At 71.5% G+C, this 16,994-nt stretch carries 12 protein-coding genes; 3 read left to right on the plus strand and 9 right to left on the minus strand.

The annotated features are described in order from the left end of the window. Nucleotides 1–125: 125 nt before the first annotated feature. The 9 genes from ACFXGX_RS30855 to ACFXGX_RS30895 form a co-directional block, all read right to left on the minus strand. The gene (locus ACFXGX_RS30855; RefSeq protein WP_384797488.1) at nucleotides 126–1,361 is read right to left on the minus strand and encodes a pseudouridine synthase; all 1,236 of its coding nucleotides are present in this window, start codon (nucleotides 1,359–1,361) and stop codon (nucleotides 126–128) included. Further along, nucleotides 1,361–2,017 carry an SMC-Scp complex subunit ScpB gene (gene scpB / locus ACFXGX_RS30860; RefSeq protein ID WP_384797491.1) on the minus strand — a complete coding sequence of 219 codons (657 nt, stop codon included), beginning with the start codon at nucleotides 2,015–2,017 and terminating at the stop codon, nucleotides 1,361–1,363. The genes ACFXGX_RS30855 and scpB overlap by 1 nt, the downstream gene beginning before the upstream one ends. Further along, nucleotides 2,014–3,180 carry a segregation/condensation protein A gene (locus ACFXGX_RS30865; protein ID WP_384797494.1) on the minus strand — a complete coding sequence of 389 codons (1,167 nt, stop codon included), beginning with the start codon at nucleotides 3,178–3,180 and terminating at the stop codon, nucleotides 2,014–2,016. The genes scpB and ACFXGX_RS30865 overlap by 4 nt, the downstream gene beginning before the upstream one ends. Nucleotides 3,181–3,198: 18 nt before the next feature. After that, entirely contained in the window at nucleotides 3,199–3,777 is a 579-nt protein-coding gene (locus ACFXGX_RS30870; RefSeq protein WP_384797495.1) for a hypothetical protein, read from the minus strand. Next, a complete protein-coding gene (locus tag ACFXGX_RS30875; RefSeq protein ID WP_384797497.1) occupies nucleotides 3,762–4,889 on the minus strand; it encodes a ParA family protein in 1,128 nt (375 codons plus the stop codon). Before ACFXGX_RS30875 ends, ACFXGX_RS30870 begins: the two co-directional genes overlap by 16 nt. A 424-nt stretch (nucleotides 4,890–5,313) precedes the next feature. Continuing rightward, the gene (ald, locus tag ACFXGX_RS30880; protein ID WP_384797544.1) at nucleotides 5,314–6,429 is read right to left on the minus strand and encodes an alanine dehydrogenase; all 1,116 of its coding nucleotides are present in this window, start codon (nucleotides 6,427–6,429) and stop codon (nucleotides 5,314–5,316) included. Nucleotides 6,430–6,599: 170 nt separating this feature from the next. Beyond that, the gene (locus ACFXGX_RS30885; RefSeq protein ID WP_384797500.1) at nucleotides 6,600–8,681 is read right to left on the minus strand and encodes a tetratricopeptide repeat protein; all 2,082 of its coding nucleotides are present in this window, start codon (nucleotides 8,679–8,681) and stop codon (nucleotides 6,600–6,602) included. A 286-nt stretch (nucleotides 8,682–8,967) separates the two neighbouring features. Further along, nucleotides 8,968–9,594: an NUDIX domain-containing protein gene (locus ACFXGX_RS30890; protein ID WP_384797503.1), complete on the minus strand. Its 627-nt coding sequence runs from the start codon at nucleotides 9,592–9,594 to the stop codon at nucleotides 8,968–8,970. Nucleotides 9,595–9,711: 117 nt separating this feature from the next. Continuing rightward, complete coding sequence (locus ACFXGX_RS30895; RefSeq protein WP_384797506.1) at nucleotides 9,712–11,379, minus strand: CTP synthase; 1,668 nt, start codon at nucleotides 11,377–11,379, stop codon at nucleotides 9,712–9,714. A 570-nt stretch (nucleotides 11,380–11,949) separates the two neighbouring features. Here ACFXGX_RS30895 and ACFXGX_RS30900 point away from each other — a divergent pair. From ACFXGX_RS30900 to ACFXGX_RS30910, 3 genes are all read left to right on the plus strand, one after another. Then, entirely contained in the window at nucleotides 11,950–13,752 is a 1,803-nt protein-coding gene (locus ACFXGX_RS30900) for a glycoside hydrolase family 15 protein (RefSeq protein ID WP_384797547.1), read from the plus strand. 105 nt (nucleotides 13,753–13,857) lie between these two features. Next, a complete protein-coding gene (locus tag ACFXGX_RS30905) occupies nucleotides 13,858–15,252 on the plus strand; it encodes an FAD-binding oxidoreductase (protein WP_384797509.1) in 1,395 nt (464 codons plus the stop codon). A 100-nt stretch (nucleotides 15,253–15,352) separates the two neighbouring features. Beyond that, on the plus strand, nucleotides 15,353–16,981 hold the full coding sequence (locus tag ACFXGX_RS30910; RefSeq protein ID WP_384797512.1) for a PucR family transcriptional regulator: 1,629 nt from the start codon (nucleotides 15,353–15,355) through the stop codon (nucleotides 16,979–16,981). Nucleotides 16,982–16,994: the final 13 nt, after the last annotated feature.

Consider the following 16,994-nt stretch of genomic DNA (forward strand, 5'->3'; position numbering starts at 1 on the left):
CCCGGGGCTGTCATACCGTCGGGGCGGGGAGCGGTTGAAGGGGCGGGCGCCCCCGTCGTGGGCGCGGGGATGTCCGCGGGCCGCCGGAGCCACAGGGGCTCCGGGGCCTCACAGCGCTTGCGGGATCAGAGACCGACCTCGGCCATGAGCATGCCGACCTCGGTGTTCGACAGGCGGCGCAGCCAGCCCGACTTCTGGTCGCCCAGGGTGATCGGGCCGAAGGCGACGCGCACCAGCTTGTCGACCGGGAAACCGGCCTCGGCGAGCATGCGGCGCACGATGTGCTTGCGGCCCTCGTGCAGAGTCACCTCGACGAGGTAGTTCTTGCCGGTCTGCTCGACGACACGGAAGTGGTCCGCCTTCGCGTACCCGTCCTCCAGCTGGATGCCGTCCTTGAGCCGCTTGCCCAGGTCGCGCGGGATCGGGCCCACGATGTGCGCGAGGTAGACCTTCTTCACGCCGTACTTGGGGTGGGTCAGCCGGTGCGCCAGCTCGCCGTGGTTGGTGAGCAGGATGACACCCTCGGTCTCGGTGTCGAGCCGGCCCACGTGGAAGAGCCGCGTCTCGCGGTTCGTCACGTAGTCGCCGAGGCACTGACGGCCCTCGTTGTCCTCCATCGTGGAGACGACACCGGCGGGCTTGTTCAGCGAGAAGAACTGGTACGACTGCGTCGCGACCGTCAGGCCGTCGACCTTGATCTCGTCCTTCTCCGGGTCGACGCGCAGACCCTGCTCCAGGACGATCTCGCCGTTGACCTCGACCCTGGCCTGGTCGACCAGCTCCTCGCAGGCACGGCGCGAGCCGTAGCCCGCTCGCGCGAGGATCTTCTGGAGGCGCTCGCCCTCCTCCTCGGCACCCGGGAAGGTCTTGGGCAGCTTGATGTCGGGCTTGCCCGCATACCGGTCGCGGTTGCGCTCCTCGGTCCGCGTCTCGTACTCACGGGAGCGCGAGGGCTCCGTGCGGCCGCCGCGCTGCTGGCCCTGCTTGGGACCGCCCTTGGCTCCGCCGCGTGCCGAGGCGCCGCGACCGGACTTCGGGCCTTCGTGCGTGCCACCGGGGCCTACGTCGTAGCGACGCTCCTCGGGACGGGGCTTGCTGGGACGCTTCGGCTGGTCGTCGCGCCCTGCCGCCGCGCTCCTCGGCTGGAAGCCGCTCCCGCCGGTTCCGCGCGAGCCACCTCCGCCACCACTGCCACTGCCGCTGCCGCGGAAACCGCCCCCACCGCTGCCGCTGCCGCGCGAGCCACCGCCCCCGCCGGTCCCACGGGAACCGCCGCTGCCGCGCGAACCGCCGCTTCCGCCGGTTCCGCGCGGGTTGCCGCGCCCGCTGTTACTGCCACTGCCACTGCCACTGCTTCGCATCAAAGTTCCGTCGTCGTCGTGTCGTCTGCGTCTGCATCCGGTGCGTCCGGATCGAACGACGGGACCCCTTCCAGCGTCTCTGCCTCGATCGCGTCCGCCTCGGGGAGGAAGGGCGCGAGCTCCGGGAGCTCGTCCAGGCCTCGCAGGCCCATTCGCTCCAGGAAGTAGTTCGTCGTCGTGTACAGGATCGCACCTGTTTCGGGTTCCGTGCCCGCCTCCTCGACCAGACCGCGCTGGAGGAGGGTCCGCATCACACCGTCACAGTTGACTCCGCGGACCGCGGAGACCCGGGAGCGGCTCACCGGCCGGCGGTACGCGACGACGGCCAGAGTCTCCAGGGCCGCCTGGGTGAGCCGGGCATGCTGGCCGTCCAGGACGAAGCGTTCGACGGCGCTCGCGTAGGCGGGACGCGAGTAGAAGCGCCAGCCGCCCGCGATCAGCCTGAGCTCGAATCCGCGGCCCTGGACGGTGTACTCGTCGGCCAGCGCGCGCAGCGCGTCCGCGACCTGCCGCCGGGGCCGCTCCAGGATCTTGGCGAGGTGTTCCTCGGTGGCCGGCTCGTCCACGACCATCAGGACGGCCTCCAGGGCGGCCCCGAGATCGAGGCCGGCGACGGTGGGCGGCCCCGCGGGGGTGCCGGTGGTCTCCTCGCTCACGCCTTCTCCTTCTCGGTCCCGCGCCCTGCCTCGTCGTCCGCCGTTTCCGCCGGCCGGTCGAACTCGTCGGTCACCCGCGGCCCCTCGTCGCCCACCCCGCCCGTCCAGCGCACCACGAGGTCCCCGAGAGCCTCCTCCTGGTCCAGGGCGACGGCCTTCTCCCGGTAGAGCTCCAGCAGGGCCAGGAAGCGGGCGACCACGGTGAGGGTGTCGTCGGTGTCCTCGATGAGCGAGCGGAAGCTGGCCTCGCCGAGTTCCCGGAGCCGCGCCACCACGATCCCGGCCTGCTCCTGCACGCTGACGAGCGGCGCGTGGATGTGGTCGACGTACACCTGGGGCTTGGGTCTGGGCTGCATCGCCTTCACGGCGAGCCGCGCGAAGCCCTCGGGGCCGATGCTGATGACGACCTCGGGCAGCAGCTGGGCGTACCGGGCCTCCAGGCCGACCGTACGGGGGTAGCGGCGGGCCTCCTCCTCCAGGCGCGTGTTGAAGATGTCCGCGATCCGTTTGTACGCGCGGTACTGGAGCAGCCGCGCGAACAGCAGGTCCCGGGCCTCCAGCAGGGCCAGGTCGGCCTCGTCCTCCACCTGGGCGGCCGGCAGCAGCCGGGCCGCCTTCAGGTCGAGGAGGGTCGCCGCGACGACGAGGAACTCGGTCGTCTCGTCGAGATCCCAGTCCGGGCCCATCGCGCGGATGTGCGCCATGAACTCGTCGGTGACCTTGGACAGCGCCACTTCGGTGACATCGAGCTTGTGCTTGGAGATGAGCTGGAGCAGCAGATCGAAGGGCCCCTCGAAATTCGAGAGCCGCACCTTGAAGACCCCGTCCGCGGCGTCGGCGGAAGCGGGGCCGGATCCCTCCCCGGGCGGCGCGGAGGGCCCGGCGGGGGCTCCAGGCGTCCCGGAGGGCTCGGCCGCGGTCTCTGGCCCGACCGGCCCCCCGGCGCCCTCACGGGGCGCCTGGGAGGGCTCACGGGGGCTCTTCCGGGGTTCGGCCGACGGCCCGGACGGCGGTTCGACGGGCGGGGCGATCGGGGGTCCGGCCGGCGGTCCGGTCGGCTCGGGCGGTGCCTCGACCGGTCCTGGCGCGGTGCCGGGACCGCGCCCCAGTGCACGCCGACGGCCGCCGGGGGCGGCTGACGGAGGCGGGACGTTCGAGGTCATAGCCGTCGAAGGCTACCTCTACCGCCCGCGCAGTCGCCGTACGAGAATGCTCGCGTCCCCGCGGGACTCCAGGTCCGCCAGGACCACGGCGACCGCCTCACGGACGATCCGCCCGCGGTCTACGGCGAGACCGTGCTCACCGCGGAGCACCAGACGCGCGTGTTCGAGGTCCATCAGCTCCTCCGCGGACACGTACACGGTGATCTTCTCGTCGTGCCGCTCCCGCCCGCTGGGCCGGCGGTTCGCGGCGCGCCCCCGCTTACGGGACGACTGCACGGACGTGGAAGGAGCGCCAGAACCTTCCTGCGCCGGCCGGCCGCGCACCGAACGGTCCGGCGCGCCGCCCCGGCTGCGCGACTCCCCCGCGTCGGACGGCTCGGCGTGGGTGGCGACGTGTTCGTCGCCCTCACCGTCACCGCCCTGGACGGGCACCGACTGCGGCGCGTCCTCCCCGGCCGCCGCGTCGCTCTCGCCGGCCGGGGCCGGCACCCGGGCCTCGCCGTTGGTCCGGCGGGTGGGGCTGGATGACTGGAGCGCCATGCCCCCGGTGGTACGGAACAGTTCGTCGGCCCCCGGCAGACTCACTCGGCGTGACACCGGGCGAGCACCTCCCTGGCGAGCTGGCGATAGGCGGCGGCACCGACGGAGTTGGAGGCGTACGTGGTGATCGGCTCACCGGCGACCGTGGTCTCCGGGAAGCGGACGGTCCGGCCGATCACGGTGTGGTAGACGTGCTCGTCGAAGGCCTCGACCACGCGCGCGAGCACCTCACGGCTGTGCACCGTGCGGGAGTCGTACATCGTGGCGAGGATGCCGTCGAGCTCCAGGTCGGGGTTGAGCCGTTCCTGGACCTTCTCGATCGTCTCGGTGAGCAGCGCTACACCGCGCAGCGCGAAGAACTCGCACTCCAGCGGCACGATCACCTTGTGGGCCGCCGTCAGCGCGTTCACGGTGAGCAGGCCGAGCGAGGGCTGACAGTCGATCACGATGTAGTCGTAGTCGGCCAGCAGTGGCTTCAGGGCGCGCTGCAGCGTGGACTCGCGCGCGACCTCGCTCACGAGCTGCACCTCGGCGGCGGACAGGTCGATGTTGCTGGGCAGCAGGTCCATGTTCGGGACCGCCGTCTTCAGGAGCACCTCGTCGGCCGCCATGCCCCGCTCCATGAGCAGGTTGTAGACGGTGAGGTCGAGCTCCATCGGGTTGACGCCGAGTCCCACGGACAGCGCGCCCTGCGGGTCGAAGTCGACGAGCAGTACCCGGCGTCCGTACTCCGCGAGCGCGGCACCCAGGTTGATGGTCGACGTGGTCTTGCCCACGCCGCCCTTCTGGTTGCACATCGCGATGATCGTCGCGGGGCCGTGACTGGTCAGCGGACCCGGGATCGGGAAGTAGGGCAGCGGGCGCCCTGTCGGGCCGATGCGCTCACGGCGCTGACGGGCCGCGTCGGGCGCGAGCGTCGCCGCGTACTCCGGATCGGGCTCGTACTCGGCGTCGGGGTCGTAGAAGTGCCCCTCGGGCAGTTCGTCGTAGTCGGCGAAGTGGGTGCGGTTCCCGCCACTTCCGTTGCCGGCCATGGCGTTCACGTGATGGCCATCCATGCTCGGGTGTGCTGTCTGAGTCATCCGGGGACTCTGGTGGGCTGCGAAGGTGCGGACAGCGACGGAGCCGACAGCCTCGAGCCCCTTGGGGCTCTGGCCCCGCGCCGGCATTCCTGGTTGACCACCCCCGGGAGTAAATGTCGACTCATTCACAAGTCGTCTTACCTCCTTGGTGACCAGGGAACTTCTCGATAGGTCAGCGTGGCACCATGCCGACGATTGGCGACTCTATGGCGTGTCACCGCTCCGCAGCAACACAATCCGCCGGACCCGACCCGATGTGTCGGCAACCGAACACCCCTCTGTCAAGGGCGTAAGGCCGTCGCACGGCAGGTTTCACCGGTGTGCGAATCGGTTGAAGAGTTACGTTCGTGCCGAGTTGAACGAGTGTCGCAAAGTGAGCCGACACACACCCGGCCGGACCTTGTCGTGCAAGGTCCGGCCGGGTGAGCGGTGTTGACGACCGTGTTGACGTATCGCCTTTTGTCGACGCCGAGTCGACCTAAAATGTCGACTAATTGAGCCATCGGCAAACTCAGCCGAGCAGGCTCTCCAGCGCGACGTGCTCCAGCCCGTGCGCCTCGGCGACCTCGCGGTAAACAACCTTGCCGTCATGGGTGTTGAGACCCTTGGCCAGCGCGTTGTCACGGCGCAGCGCCTCGGTCCAGCCCCGGTCGGCGAGCTCGACGATGTACGGCAGCGTGGCGTTCGTCAGCGCGTACGTCGAGGTGTTGGGGACCGCGCCGGGCATGTTGGCGACGCAGTAGAACACCGAGTTGTGGACCGGGAAGGTCGGCTCGGCGTGCGTGGTGGGGCGCGAGTCCTCGAAGCAGCCGCCCTGGTCGATCGCGATGTCGACCAGGACACTGCCCGGCTTCATCCGGGAGACGAGCTCGTTGGTGACCAGCTTCGGCGCCTTGGCGCCGGGGATCAGCACGGCACCGATCACGAGGTCGGCCTCGAGGCAGGCCTTCTCCAGCTCGAAGGAGTTGGACATGACGGCCTTGACCTTCGTGCCGAAGATCTTGTCGGCCTCGCGCAGCTTGTTGATGTCGCGGTCGAGGAGCGTCACCTCGAAGCCCATGCCGATGGCGATCTGCGCGGCGTTCCAGCCGGAGACACCGCCGCCGATCACGACGGCCTTGGCCGGCAGCACGCCCGGGACACCGCCGGGCAGGACACCGCGGCCGCCGTTGGCGCGCATCAGGTGATAGGCGCCGACCTGCGGGGCGAGGCGGCCCGCGACCTCGGACATCGGGGCGAGCAGCGGCAGGGCGCGGCTGGGCAGCTCGACGGTCTCGTAGGCGATCGCCGTGGTGCCGGACTCCAGGAGCGCGTCCGTGCACTCCCTGGAAGCGGCCAGGTGCAGGTAGGTGAAGAGCGTCTGGTCCTTGCGGAGGCGGTGGTACTCCTCCGCGATGGGCTCCTTGACCTTCAGCAGCAGGTCGGCGGTGGCCCAGACCTCGTCGGCGGTGGGCAGGATCTGCGCGCCGGCGGAGACGTACTCCTCGTCCGTGATCGAGGAGCCGACACCGGCGCTCTGCTCGACGAAGACCTGGTGGCCGTGGCGCACGAGCTCGTGCACACCGGCGGGGGTGATGGCCACCCGGAACTCGTTGTTCTTGACCTCGCGGGGGATGCCGACCTTCACGTCGATCACGGTCCTTGACTCAGAGGGCTCTGGGGGATGCATGCCGAGGCGATGCAAGCCAGGCAATGCATGTCATACCCGACGTACAGGAGCACACCGGGAGACACCACGGAAGAACGCGGCGGAGCCAGTCTAATGAAGGGATTCCCTCTGTCTAGCCTTTCAATGCATCAACCTTCAGCGGATGCACTGCGGATTTCGTAGGCATTACCGTCGCATTCCGAGTCGGATGTGCTCTCCGGGAGCTCCTCTCCCAGCATGCGCTCGGCCGCCGCTCGGTGCAGCCGGGCGGCCGCCGGGTCGCCGAGCCGGTCCAGGGTGTCGGCCAGCCTGACCTGGAGCGCGGCCTGCAGGCGTACGTCGTCCGCGCGGCGCGCCCACTCCACGGCCTCCTGGCAGGTGCGCAGCGACTCCTCGGGCCGTCCGGCGTACTCCTGGACCCGGGCCATCTCGCTCAACGCCCTTGCCTGGGAGGCGACATCACCGTTCTTGCGGTGCCAGGCGACCGCGGCGCGCCAGTTGACCTGAGCCTCGCCGTAGCGGCCCGCGTAGGTGTGCGCGGTGGCGATGCGCCCGTACAGCCGGGCGGCGTCCACGCGCTCGTCCCGCGCGAGCCGCTGGGCGAGTGCCCTGCCGTACCAGTCGGCGGCCCGGTCGTGGTCCCCGAGTTCCTGGTGGGCACCGCCTACGGATTCCATCGCGCGGCCGGTCGCGTACGGGTCGTTCGCCTCGCGTCCGGCGTCGAGCGCTGCCCGGTAGCGGGCGAGGGCGTCGGTCTTCCGGCCGGTCTGCGCGTCCAGGTCGGCGAGATTGAGCAGCGCCGCCGCCTTCTCGCGGGGCAGGTTCCGGCGTTCGGCGACGTCCAGGACGAGCCGGTGGACGCCGTACAGATCGGGCGCCGCGGCCCGGGTGCCGAAATGAGCCGCCATCGCGCGGACCAGGGCGGCCATCAGCCGTCGGGCGAGCGTGTCCAGTTCCCCGTCGGCGACCGCCAGCCGGGCGGAGGCGAGCAGCGCTGGCCGGCGCACGCGCAGCCAGTCCTCGGCCGCCCTGGGGCTGGCGAACCGCAGGGCGCGCGGCATGCCGGCGAGCTTCTCCCGGGCGGGCGAGCTGTCGGTCTCGGTGATGGCGCGGCAGGACACCAGGAGCCGTACGGTCCGCTCCAGCATCCGGGCGCGGGCGAGCTGCACCTCGGCGGGCCGGTCATGCGTGTCGACGAGCGCGCGGAGCAGCGGGTGGAGGCAGCCGGGGACCTCGTACTGCGGCAGCGGCGAGGAAACCTCCCGCACCAGGCCGAGGCCGACGAACTCGTCCAGCGCGGTGTGCGCCGCCTGGACCGAGCAGCCGGCCAGCGCGGAGGCGGTGTGCGGGTCGACGAGGCCCGCGGGGGCGAGCGACAGCAGCCGCAGTATCCGCGCGGCGGTGCCCGGCAGGGAGGTGTACGAGAGCCGGAAGACGCGTTCCAGCGGTGTGCCGTCCTCGCCCTCGGTGCGCAGGTGCTTGGCGAGGTCGGCGACGGCGGAGGCGGGACGCGCGGCGAGCCAGCCGCCGGCCAGCACCAGGGCGGTCGGCTGACCCGCGCACAGCTCGACCAGCCCTTCGGCGGCGAGCGGGTCGACGGTGATGCGCACCGAGCCGGTGAAGTGGCCGAGGAGTTCGAGGGCGGACTTGGTGTCCAGGCCGCCCAGGGTGCAGGGGCGGACGTCCGCGATGCCGGTCAGCGGCCCGCCGGAGACGGCGACGACCAGGCAGTCCGGGGAGTCGGGCAGCAGCGCGTCGACCTGCTCGGCGTCGGCCGCGTCGTCGAGCAGGAGCACCGCCCGGCGGATCGCGAGGGCCTCGCGCAGCCGCTCGCCGAGGTCGTCGGCGCGGGCTCCGGGGGGTGCGGTCAGGCCGAGGGCGGTGAGCAGGTCGCGCGCGGTGGCCTCGGTGGGCACCGGTGTGCCGCCGGGTTCGGTGAGCCGGGCGCGCAGGAGGCCGTCGGGGTAACTCTCGGCGACCTGCTCGGCGAGCCGGCCGGCGAGCGCGCTGCGGCCGGAGCCGGGCTTGCCGGCGATGAGGAGCACCCGTGCCCGCGGGGCCTTGCGGCCGGCGATGGTGTCGAGGCCCGCGCGCTCGATGTCCGCCCGGAGTTCCTTCAACTCTCTTGTGCGGCCCAGGAACTGACTCTCCGTAGGAGGGGACCCGGCAGCCGGGGGCTGCCCCTGGGACGACACCTTGGTGCCGCCGTCGTCCACCACCTGATCCGCCACGGGCCACGCTCCCGTTCCACTGCACGCGCAAGCCCGCCGGGACTCCGGTGCGGGCGTTTTCCAGAGCCTAGTTCACGCTCTGCGACGATCCGGGCGGAGCGTGGCGGCGGCGTCCCCCGATCGGATCAGGCGATCGTAGGACCGGCATCCCCGGATGGGCGTACCCCGCTCCCCGGATGGGCGTACCCGGACTCCCCGGGCGGGTACGCCCGTACTCCTCGGACGGGCGTACCCGGCCCGTCCGAGGCGGGTTCCGGGTCGGTGCGCGGCCTCCCCGGAGGCGACGTCAGGCTTCGAAGGGGCGGGCGGGCCAGGGTGCCTCGGCCGGGCGCAGGGCGTCGAGTCCGTCGCCCTGCCGTGCGGCGAGAAGCGAGAGAACGCCCACGACCAGGCAGTTGTTGTGCAGGTCGCCGGCGAGCACACCGCCGACGAGTTCATAGAGGGGGACGCGGGCCAGCTCCATGTCGGCCTCCTCGTCCTCGACCTCGAACCGCTCGCCCTCCGCCTGGGAGAGGCCGGTGGCCAGGAAGATGCGGATGGCCTCGTCGCAGCCGCCGGGGGTGGTGTACACGTCGGTCAGCACTCGCCAGGTCTCCGCCTTGACGTGCGCCTCCTCATAGAGCTCGCGCCGGGCGGCGTGCAGCGGGTTCTCGCCGGGGATGTCGAGCAGGCCCGCCGGGATCTCCCACAGCTTGTGGCGCACGGGGTGGCGGTACTGGCGCAGGACCAGGACACGGTCCTCCTCGTCCAGGGCGAGCACGGCCACGGAGCCCGGGTGGACCTGGTAGTCCCGGCGGACGACGGATCCGTCGGGCATGACCACGTCGTCGGTGCGCACCGAGGTCTTGTTGCCCTTGAAGGGGGTCTCGGTCGCCCGGACCTCCCACTCCTCGGGGGTGTCCTTGATCGTCATGGCCTGTCCTCCCACACGCAAAAAGAGTCCGGTCCCGTGACGGAACCGGGGCACGCGCCCGCGGGAACTCCCGCGGACCCGCACCCCGGTCACCGTACAACCTGGTGTTACTTGGCCCTACTTGCCCGTCTTGCGCGCCACCGCGGCCTTGACCAGGCCCGCGAAGAGCGGGTGCGGCCGGGTCGGGCGGGAGCGCAGCTCGGGGTGCGCCTGCGTCGCGACCAGGTACGGGTGGACATCGCGCGGGTACTCGACGTACTCGACGAGCTTGCCGTCCGGGGAGGTGCCGGAGAACTGCAGACCGGCCTTCTTCTCCAGCTCGGCGCGGTAGGCGTTGTTCACCTCGTAGCGGTGACGGTGGCGCTCCTCGACGTACTCCTTGCCGTCGTACACCTCGCGCACGATCGAGCCCTCGGCGAGCTTGGCCGGGTACATGCCCAGGCGCATGGTGCCGCCCATGTCGCCCTCGCCCGCCACGATGTCGAGCTGCTCGGCCATCGTGGAGATGACCGGGTGGCCGGTGCCGGAGTCGAACTCGGTGGAGTTGGCGTCGGGGATGTCGGCCAGGTTCCGCGCGGCCTCGATCACGATGCACTGCAGGCCGAGGCACAGACCGAGCAGCGGGATCTTGTTCTCGCGGGCGTACTGGATCGCGCCGACCTTGCCGGAGACGCCGCGGTCGCCGAAGCCGCCGGGGATACAGATCGCGTCGACGTCGCCGAGCTGCTTGGCCGCGCCCGCGGGGGTCTTGCAGTCGTCCGATGCGACCCACTTGATCGTGACGCGGGCCTTGTTGGCGAAACCGCCGGCGCGCAGCGCCTCGGTGACCGAGAGGTAGGCGTCGGGCAGGTCGATGTACTTGCCGACGAGCGCCATGCTGATCTCGTGGACCGGGTTGTGGACGCGGTCGAGCAGGTCCTCCCAGACCCTCCAGTCCACGTCACGGAACGGCAGGTCCAGCTTGCGGACGACGTAGGCGTCCAGACCCTCGGTGTGCAGGACCTTCGGGATGTCGTAGATCGACGGGGCGTCGATCGCCGCGACCACGGCGGCCTCGTCGACGTCGCACATCAGCGAGATCTTGCGCTTGATGGCGATGGGGACCTCGCGGTCGGCCCGCAACACGATCGCGTCCGGCTGGATACCGATGTTGCGCAGCGCCGCGACCGAGTGCTGCGTCGGCTTGGTCTTCAGCTCGCCGGACGGGCCGATGTAGGGCAGGAGCGAGATGTGCACGACGAACACGTTGTCGCGGCCGACCTCGTGACGGACCTGGCGGACCGTCTCCAGGAAGGGCAGCGACTCGATGTCGCCGACCGTGCCGCCGACCTCGGTGATGACGACGTCGACGTCGTCGGCCGCCATGCGGCGGATGCGGTGCTTGATCTCGTTGGTGATGTGCGGGATGACCTGCACGGTGTCACCCAGGTACTCGCCGCGCCGCTCCTTGGCGATGACGGTGGAGTACACCTGACCGGTGGTCACGTTGGCCGAGCCGTCCAGGTCCACGTCGAGGAAACGCTCGTAGTGCCCGATGTCCAGGTCCGTCTCGGCGCCGTCGTTGGTGACGAACACCTCGCCGTGCTGGAACGGGTTCATGGTGCCCGGGTCGACGTTCAGGTACGGGTCGAGCTTCTGCATGGTGACGCGCAGACCCCGCGCCTTGAGCAGCGCGCCCAGGCTGGAGGCGGTCAGTCCCTTGCCGAGGGACGAAGCGACACCCCCGGTGACGAAGATGTGCTTGGTCGTCGTGGCTGTGCTGTTTCGAAAAGCACTGGGCGGCATGGCCAAGAGGGGGCTCCCGTGGTCGGTCTGGGGTGCGTGCCGGCGTGGGGCCCGGAGATTTCCGGGGGTTGCCGTCGCTGCGGTTCGGGGGTTTCTTGCCCACCGGTCCACGGGCTACCAGGGTATCAGCGACCGGACGAGGCCGCTTCCGGCCACGCTCCGCGCACGCCCGTGCACCCGGTCGGGCACACCCGGGCACCCGGCCGGGCACACACCTCACACACCGCTCACTCGATCGGCGCAGCCGGGTTGTCCGGAGCGGCACGCGGATCTTCCACGTGCGTCGTATCCTGCTCGGACACTCGCTGCCGAGCCCCTCCGGCACACGGCACCATCCCGCACGTAACCGGAACAAAGAGGGCCTGTCAGTTCGTTTCGAAACGACAATCGCATCGCCCATCGCACCGACAACCGGCGTTTCGCAGCGACGCACGGCGGACGTCCCCCATCATCGACGTTCCGCAGTTACCGACTCCCATTGCCTACTGTTTTGCAGTACCTACGTTCCCTTTGACCGCAAGAGCGACCGCCCCGCGCAGGGGCGCCGTGGCCGTTCGACTGGAGATGCACGTGGCCGGGCGCATCGAGGACTACGCACTCATCGGAGACATGCAGACAGCCGCGCTGGTCTGCCGGGACGGCACAGTCGACTGGCTGTGCCTGCCCCGCTTCGACTCCCATGCCATCTTCGCGGGACTGCTCGGCACGGAGGATCACGGCTTCTGGCGGCTCGGTCCCGCGCACGCGGCCGACGCGCAGCCGCCCGCGGCCTCGCGCCGCCGGTACCGCGGCGACTCGCTGATCCTCGAGTCCGAGTGGGACACACCGCGGGGCACGGTCCGGGTGACCGATTTCATGCCGCCGCGTGACGGCGCGCCCCAGCTCATCCGGATCGTCGAGGGCGTCAGCGGCCGGGTGCCGATGCGCTCCACGCTGCGCATGCGGTTCTCCTACGGCCGCGTCGTGCCCTGGGTGCGCCGGCACGAGGGGCGCACGGTCGCGGTCGCCGGACCCGACTCGGTCTGGTTCGACACGGACTGTCAGACGTACGGCAAGGACCTGACCACCTACGCCGACTTCACCGTGGCGCCGGGCGAGCGCATCGCCTTCACCGTGTCGTGGGAGCCCTCGCACAAGCAGCCCCCTCCGCTGCCCGAGCCGGAGCAGTCGCTGGAGGCGACCGAGGAGTTCTGGCGCGACTGGGTCGACCAGTGCACGTACCACGGCCCCTACCGCGAGGCCGTCGTCCGCTCCCTGATCACGCTGAAGGCCCTCACGTACGCGCCCACGGGCGGCATCGTCGCCGCGCCCACCACCTCCCTCCCGGAGGAGATCGGCGGCGTACGCAACTGGGACTACCGCTACACCTGGCTGCGCGACGCGGCCATCACCCTCTCCTCGCTGCTGCGCACCGGCTACCGCGAGGAGGCCCGCGCCTGGCGCGAGTGGCTGCTGCGCGCGGTCGCCGGCGACCCGGAGAACCTCCAGATCATGTACGGCATCGCGGGCGAACGGGAGTTGGGCGAAGCCGAGCTCGACTGGCTTCCCGGGTACGAGAATTCGGCGCCGGTCCGGGTCGGCAACGGCGCCGCGCACCAGCTCCAGCTCGACGTCTACGGCGAGGTCACCGAGGCCCTGCACCTGGCCCACATGACGGGCCTGTCCCGCAACGACTACGCCTCGCTCCTCCAGTTGAAGCTGATCCGCTACCTGGAGACCCACTGGGACCAGCCGGACGAGGGCATCTGGGAAGTCCGGGGCCCGCGGCGGCACTTCGTGCACTCCAAGGTGATGGCCTGGGTCGCCGTCGACCGCACCATCAAGCTCATCGAGTCCGGGGACGCGCACGGCCCCCTGGAGAAATGGCGCGAACTGCGCGACGACATCCACCGGGACGTGTGCGAGAAGGGCTACGACCAGGAGCGGAACACCTTCACACAGTCCTACGGCTCCAAGGAACTCGACGCCTCGCTGCTGCTCATCCCGCAGATGGGCTTCCTGCCGCCGGACGACAAGCGCGTGATCGGCACCATCGAGGCGATCCAGCGCGAGCTGTCCACCTCCGACGGTTTCATCCTGCGCTACCCGACCTCCGGCGAACACGCGGGCGTGGACGGCCTGGAGGGCGACGAGGGCGCCTTCCTCGCCTGCTCGTTCTGGATGGCCGACGACCTCGCGATGATCGGCCGGGTCGACGAGGCGCGCAAGCTCTTCGAGCGCCTGCTGGCCCTGCGCAACGACCTCGGTCTGCTGGCCGAGGAGTGGGACCCGCGCCTCCAGCGCCAGGTCGGGAACTTCCCGCAGGCCTTCAGCCACGTTCCCCTCATCGACACGGCCCTGCGGCTGACGGCGAGCGGGGCGTACGGCGGCTGAACCGCACCGCGCCGGGCGCGCCGGGGGCCTCCCCGACGCGCCCGATGCGCCGCGCCCGCCTAGCCTTGGAGAGGTCCTGTCCCCTCATGGAAGGGGGCGGCTTCCATGGCTCCCCTTTCGAAGGCCGGCGCGGCACTGACCGCACTCCGCGCGGGTCTCTCCGGTGATGTGGTCACCCCTGACGATCCGGGGTACGACGAGGCCCGGACGATCTTCAACGCGATGATCGACCGGCGGCCCGCCGTGATCGCGCAGTGCGAGGGTGAGGCCGATGTGACACGCGCGGTGCGCTTCGCGCGTGATCTGGATCTGCCGATCGCCGTACGCGGGGGCGGTCACAGCGTCTCCGGCATGTCGCTCAACGACGGCGGTCTCGTCATCGATCTCAGCCGCATGCACGCGGTCACCGTCCACCCCGGGTCCGAGACGGTCCGGGTCGAGGGCGGAGCCCTGATGAGCCATCTCGACCGGGCCACCCAGCCGTACGGCCTCGCGACCACCGGCGGCCGTGTCTCGACGACCGGCGTCGGCGGCTTCGTCCTCGGCGGCGGCAGCGGCTGGCTGGACCGGTCGATGGGCCTCGCCGTGGACAATCTGCTGGGCGTCGAGCTGGTGGCCGCCGACGGCTCGCCGGTACGCGCCACCGACCAGGAGAACCCGGAGCTGTTCTGGGCCCTGCACGGCGGCGGCGGGAACTTCGGGGTCGCCACCGCGCTGACCCTCAAGCTGCACCCGCTGCCCGAGTTCTCGATCGCCCTGGTGATGTTCCGGCCGGACGCCGGCCCCGACGTCGTCCGCGTCTACCGCGAGATCATCGCGAACGGGCCGCCGGAGGCCGGCGGCGGCGTCCTCTACCTGACCGCCCCGCCCGAGGAGTTCATGCCCGAGCATCTGGTCGGCAAGCGGCTGTGCGGCGCCCTCGTGGCGTACGCGGGCGGCGAGGAGGACATGCGCAAGGTCGCGCAGCCACTGCTGGCGCTGCCGCACGAGGTCGAGATCGTCACCGCCCTGCCCTACCCCGACTTCAATTCCATGCTCGACGACCCGCCCGGCATGCGGAACTACTGGTCGGCGCAATACGTCACCGGCGCGCCCGACGACTTCGTGGACGTCTTCTGCGCCCTCGGCGAGGCCATGCCCGTCCCCACCGGCACCCAGCACGTGCTGTTCCCGCAGGGCGGCGCCATCGCCGCCGGACCGTCCCGGTTCCCGGTCCCCTACCGCGACGCGCCGTGGGCCGTGCACCCGTTCGGGATCTGGGAGGACCCTGCCGACGACGAGCGGTGCGTCGACTGGGTCAGGAAGGTCCGCGAGGACGTCCGGCCGTGGAGCACCGGCGCGGTCTACCTGAACTTCATCGGGGACGAGGGCACGGACCGCGTCACGGCGGGCCTCGGTGAGGACAACCTCCGGCGACTGGCCGCGGTGAAGGCCGAGTACGACCCGGACAACGTCTTCCGCTTCAACCACAACATCGCCCCGGTACCGGCCACCGCCTGACCTCGGCACTCACCCCGGACACCGCCCGCGGCGGCGCCGGCCGTGGTCCGTCACGGCCCGGAGATGCCCCCGGAAGCCGTCCGCGGGTAGCGTCCGCTCCATGGACAGCCGTTACGACACCCAGGGCGCCGGAATCACCGTGCAGCGGGCCCTCGAGCTGCCCGGACTGCGCAGCGGGCTGCCGGAGATCATCGCGGGGGCCGACCGGCTGCACCGGACCGTGCGCTGGGTGCACGCGGGCGAGGTCCCGAACATCGCCTCGCTGCTCAAGGGCGGCGAACTGCTGCTGACCACGGGCTACGGTCTCGGCACCCGCCCCGCCGACCAGCGCGCGTTCGTCCGCACGCTCGCCGAGCGCGGGATCGCCGCGCTCGTCGTGGAACTCGGCCCGCGCTTCACCCGGCTGCCCGCCGCGCTGGTGGAGACGGCGCGCTCCACCGGTCTGCCGCTGGTCCAGTTGCACCGCGAGGTGCCCTTCGTGACGGTCACGGAGGAGATCCACACCGAGATCGTCAACGGCCACTACGCACTGCTCCAGCAGGCCGAGGAAGTGCACCGGCGCTGTACCGAGGCCCTGCTCGGCGGCGGCGGAGTACCCCAGGTCCTGCGCATTCTGGCCGACTTCAGCGGCAACCCGGTCTTCCTGGAGAGCGCCGACGGACAGCTCCTGTACGCCGCCGGGGCCGGCTCCGCGGGCGCCGATCCGCTCCAGGTCTGGGAGGGGCTGCGCGGCCAGCACAAGGAGGAGCCGCCCGCGGGAACCACCCTGGTGGACGTGCCGGGCGGCGGCCCCGGCACCGGCTCCGTACGGGCCCGTCTGGTGCTGCTGCCCGTCGGCGCGCCGGTCGCCCCGGTGCACCGGATCGCCGCGGAGCGGGCCGCCGGCATCCTGGCCGTCGTGTTGATGCAGGCCCGCCAGGAGGAGGAACTCGCGGCGCGGGGGCGCGGCGACTTCCTGACCGACCTCGCCGAGGGCCGTATCGAGGCCGAGGACGCGCCGGCGCAGGCCCGCGTCCTCGGGTTCAAGCCCGGCGCCGGTCCGCTCCTGCCGGTCGTGATGCGGCTCGCCGACGGCCTCGCGCCCGGCGGCGGCTGGGCGGTCCTGGCCCGCGCCGTCGCGGAGGAACTGGCCTCGGTGGGCGTCCCGGTCCTGCTGGGCGTCCGTCCCGTCGAGGGGCGGGTCCCGCTGCTCCTCGGCCTGCGGTCGGAGTCGGAGCGGGCTGCCGTCGCGGACCGCGTCGCGGCCGCGCTGCGCGCCGGGGTGGAACGGGCCGGCATGCAGCGGCCCGGCGCACAGCCGCCGGTGGTGGTCGTCGGGGTGGCCGGGGGCTGGGCGGCCGCGTCGGCGGGCCTGCGGCACGCGGCGGAGACGGCGACGGCCGCGCAGGGCCTGTCGGACCGGCCCTGGTACGACGCCCGCCGGCTGGACATCGACCTGCTGCTGTGGCGACTGCGTGAGCATCCCGACCTGGCCGCGTTCGTGGAGCGCGCGATCGGCCCGCTCCGGGACCACGACGTCCGCTCGAAACCGCCTCTTCTGCCCACCCTGCAGACGTACTTGGCGCACGCGGGCCGCAAGGCGGAGACCGCCCGCGAACTGCATCTCAACCGGCAGACCCTGTACAACCGCCTCGCCAGGATCGGCGAGTTGCTGGGCATGGACCTGGACGACCCGCAGACCGTACTGGCGTTGAGCCTGGCGCTGCGGGCCCGCAGACACGTTCCCTGAGGGCCGCCCGCCG

This window comes from Streptomyces sp. NPDC059371, assembly GCF_042751995.1.
Classification (GTDB): Bacteria; Actinomycetota; Actinomycetes; order Streptomycetales; family Streptomycetaceae; genus Streptomyces.

What these genes read in the sequence shown, in the direction of transcription:
- ACFXGX_RS30855 (WP_384797488.1), bottom strand. Translation starts at nt 1,361, where the DNA reads ATGCGAAGCAGTGGCAGTGGCAGTGGCAGTAACAGCGGGCGCGGCAAC.
- ACFXGX_RS30865 (WP_384797494.1), bottom strand. Translation starts at nt 3,180, where the DNA reads ATGACCTCGAACGTCCCGCCTCCGTCAGCCGCCCCCGGCGGCCGTCGG.
- ACFXGX_RS30875 (WP_384797497.1), bottom strand. Translation starts at nt 4,889, where the DNA reads ATGCCGGCGCGGGGCCAGAGCCCCAAGGGGCTCGAGGCTGTCGGCTCC.
- ACFXGX_RS30890 (WP_384797503.1), bottom strand. Translation starts at nt 9,594, where the DNA reads ATGACGATCAAGGACACCCCCGAGGAGTGGGAGGTCCGGGCGACCGAG.
- ACFXGX_RS30895 (WP_384797506.1), bottom strand. Translation starts at nt 11,379, where the DNA reads ATGCCGCCCAGTGCTTTTCGAAACAGCACAGCCACGACGACCAAGCAC.
- ACFXGX_RS30905 (WP_384797509.1), top strand. Translation starts at nt 13,858, where the DNA reads ATGGCTCCCCTTTCGAAGGCCGGCGCGGCACTGACCGCACTCCGCGCG.
- ACFXGX_RS30910 (WP_384797512.1), top strand. Translation starts at nt 15,353, where the DNA reads ATGGACAGCCGTTACGACACCCAGGGCGCCGGAATCACCGTGCAGCGG.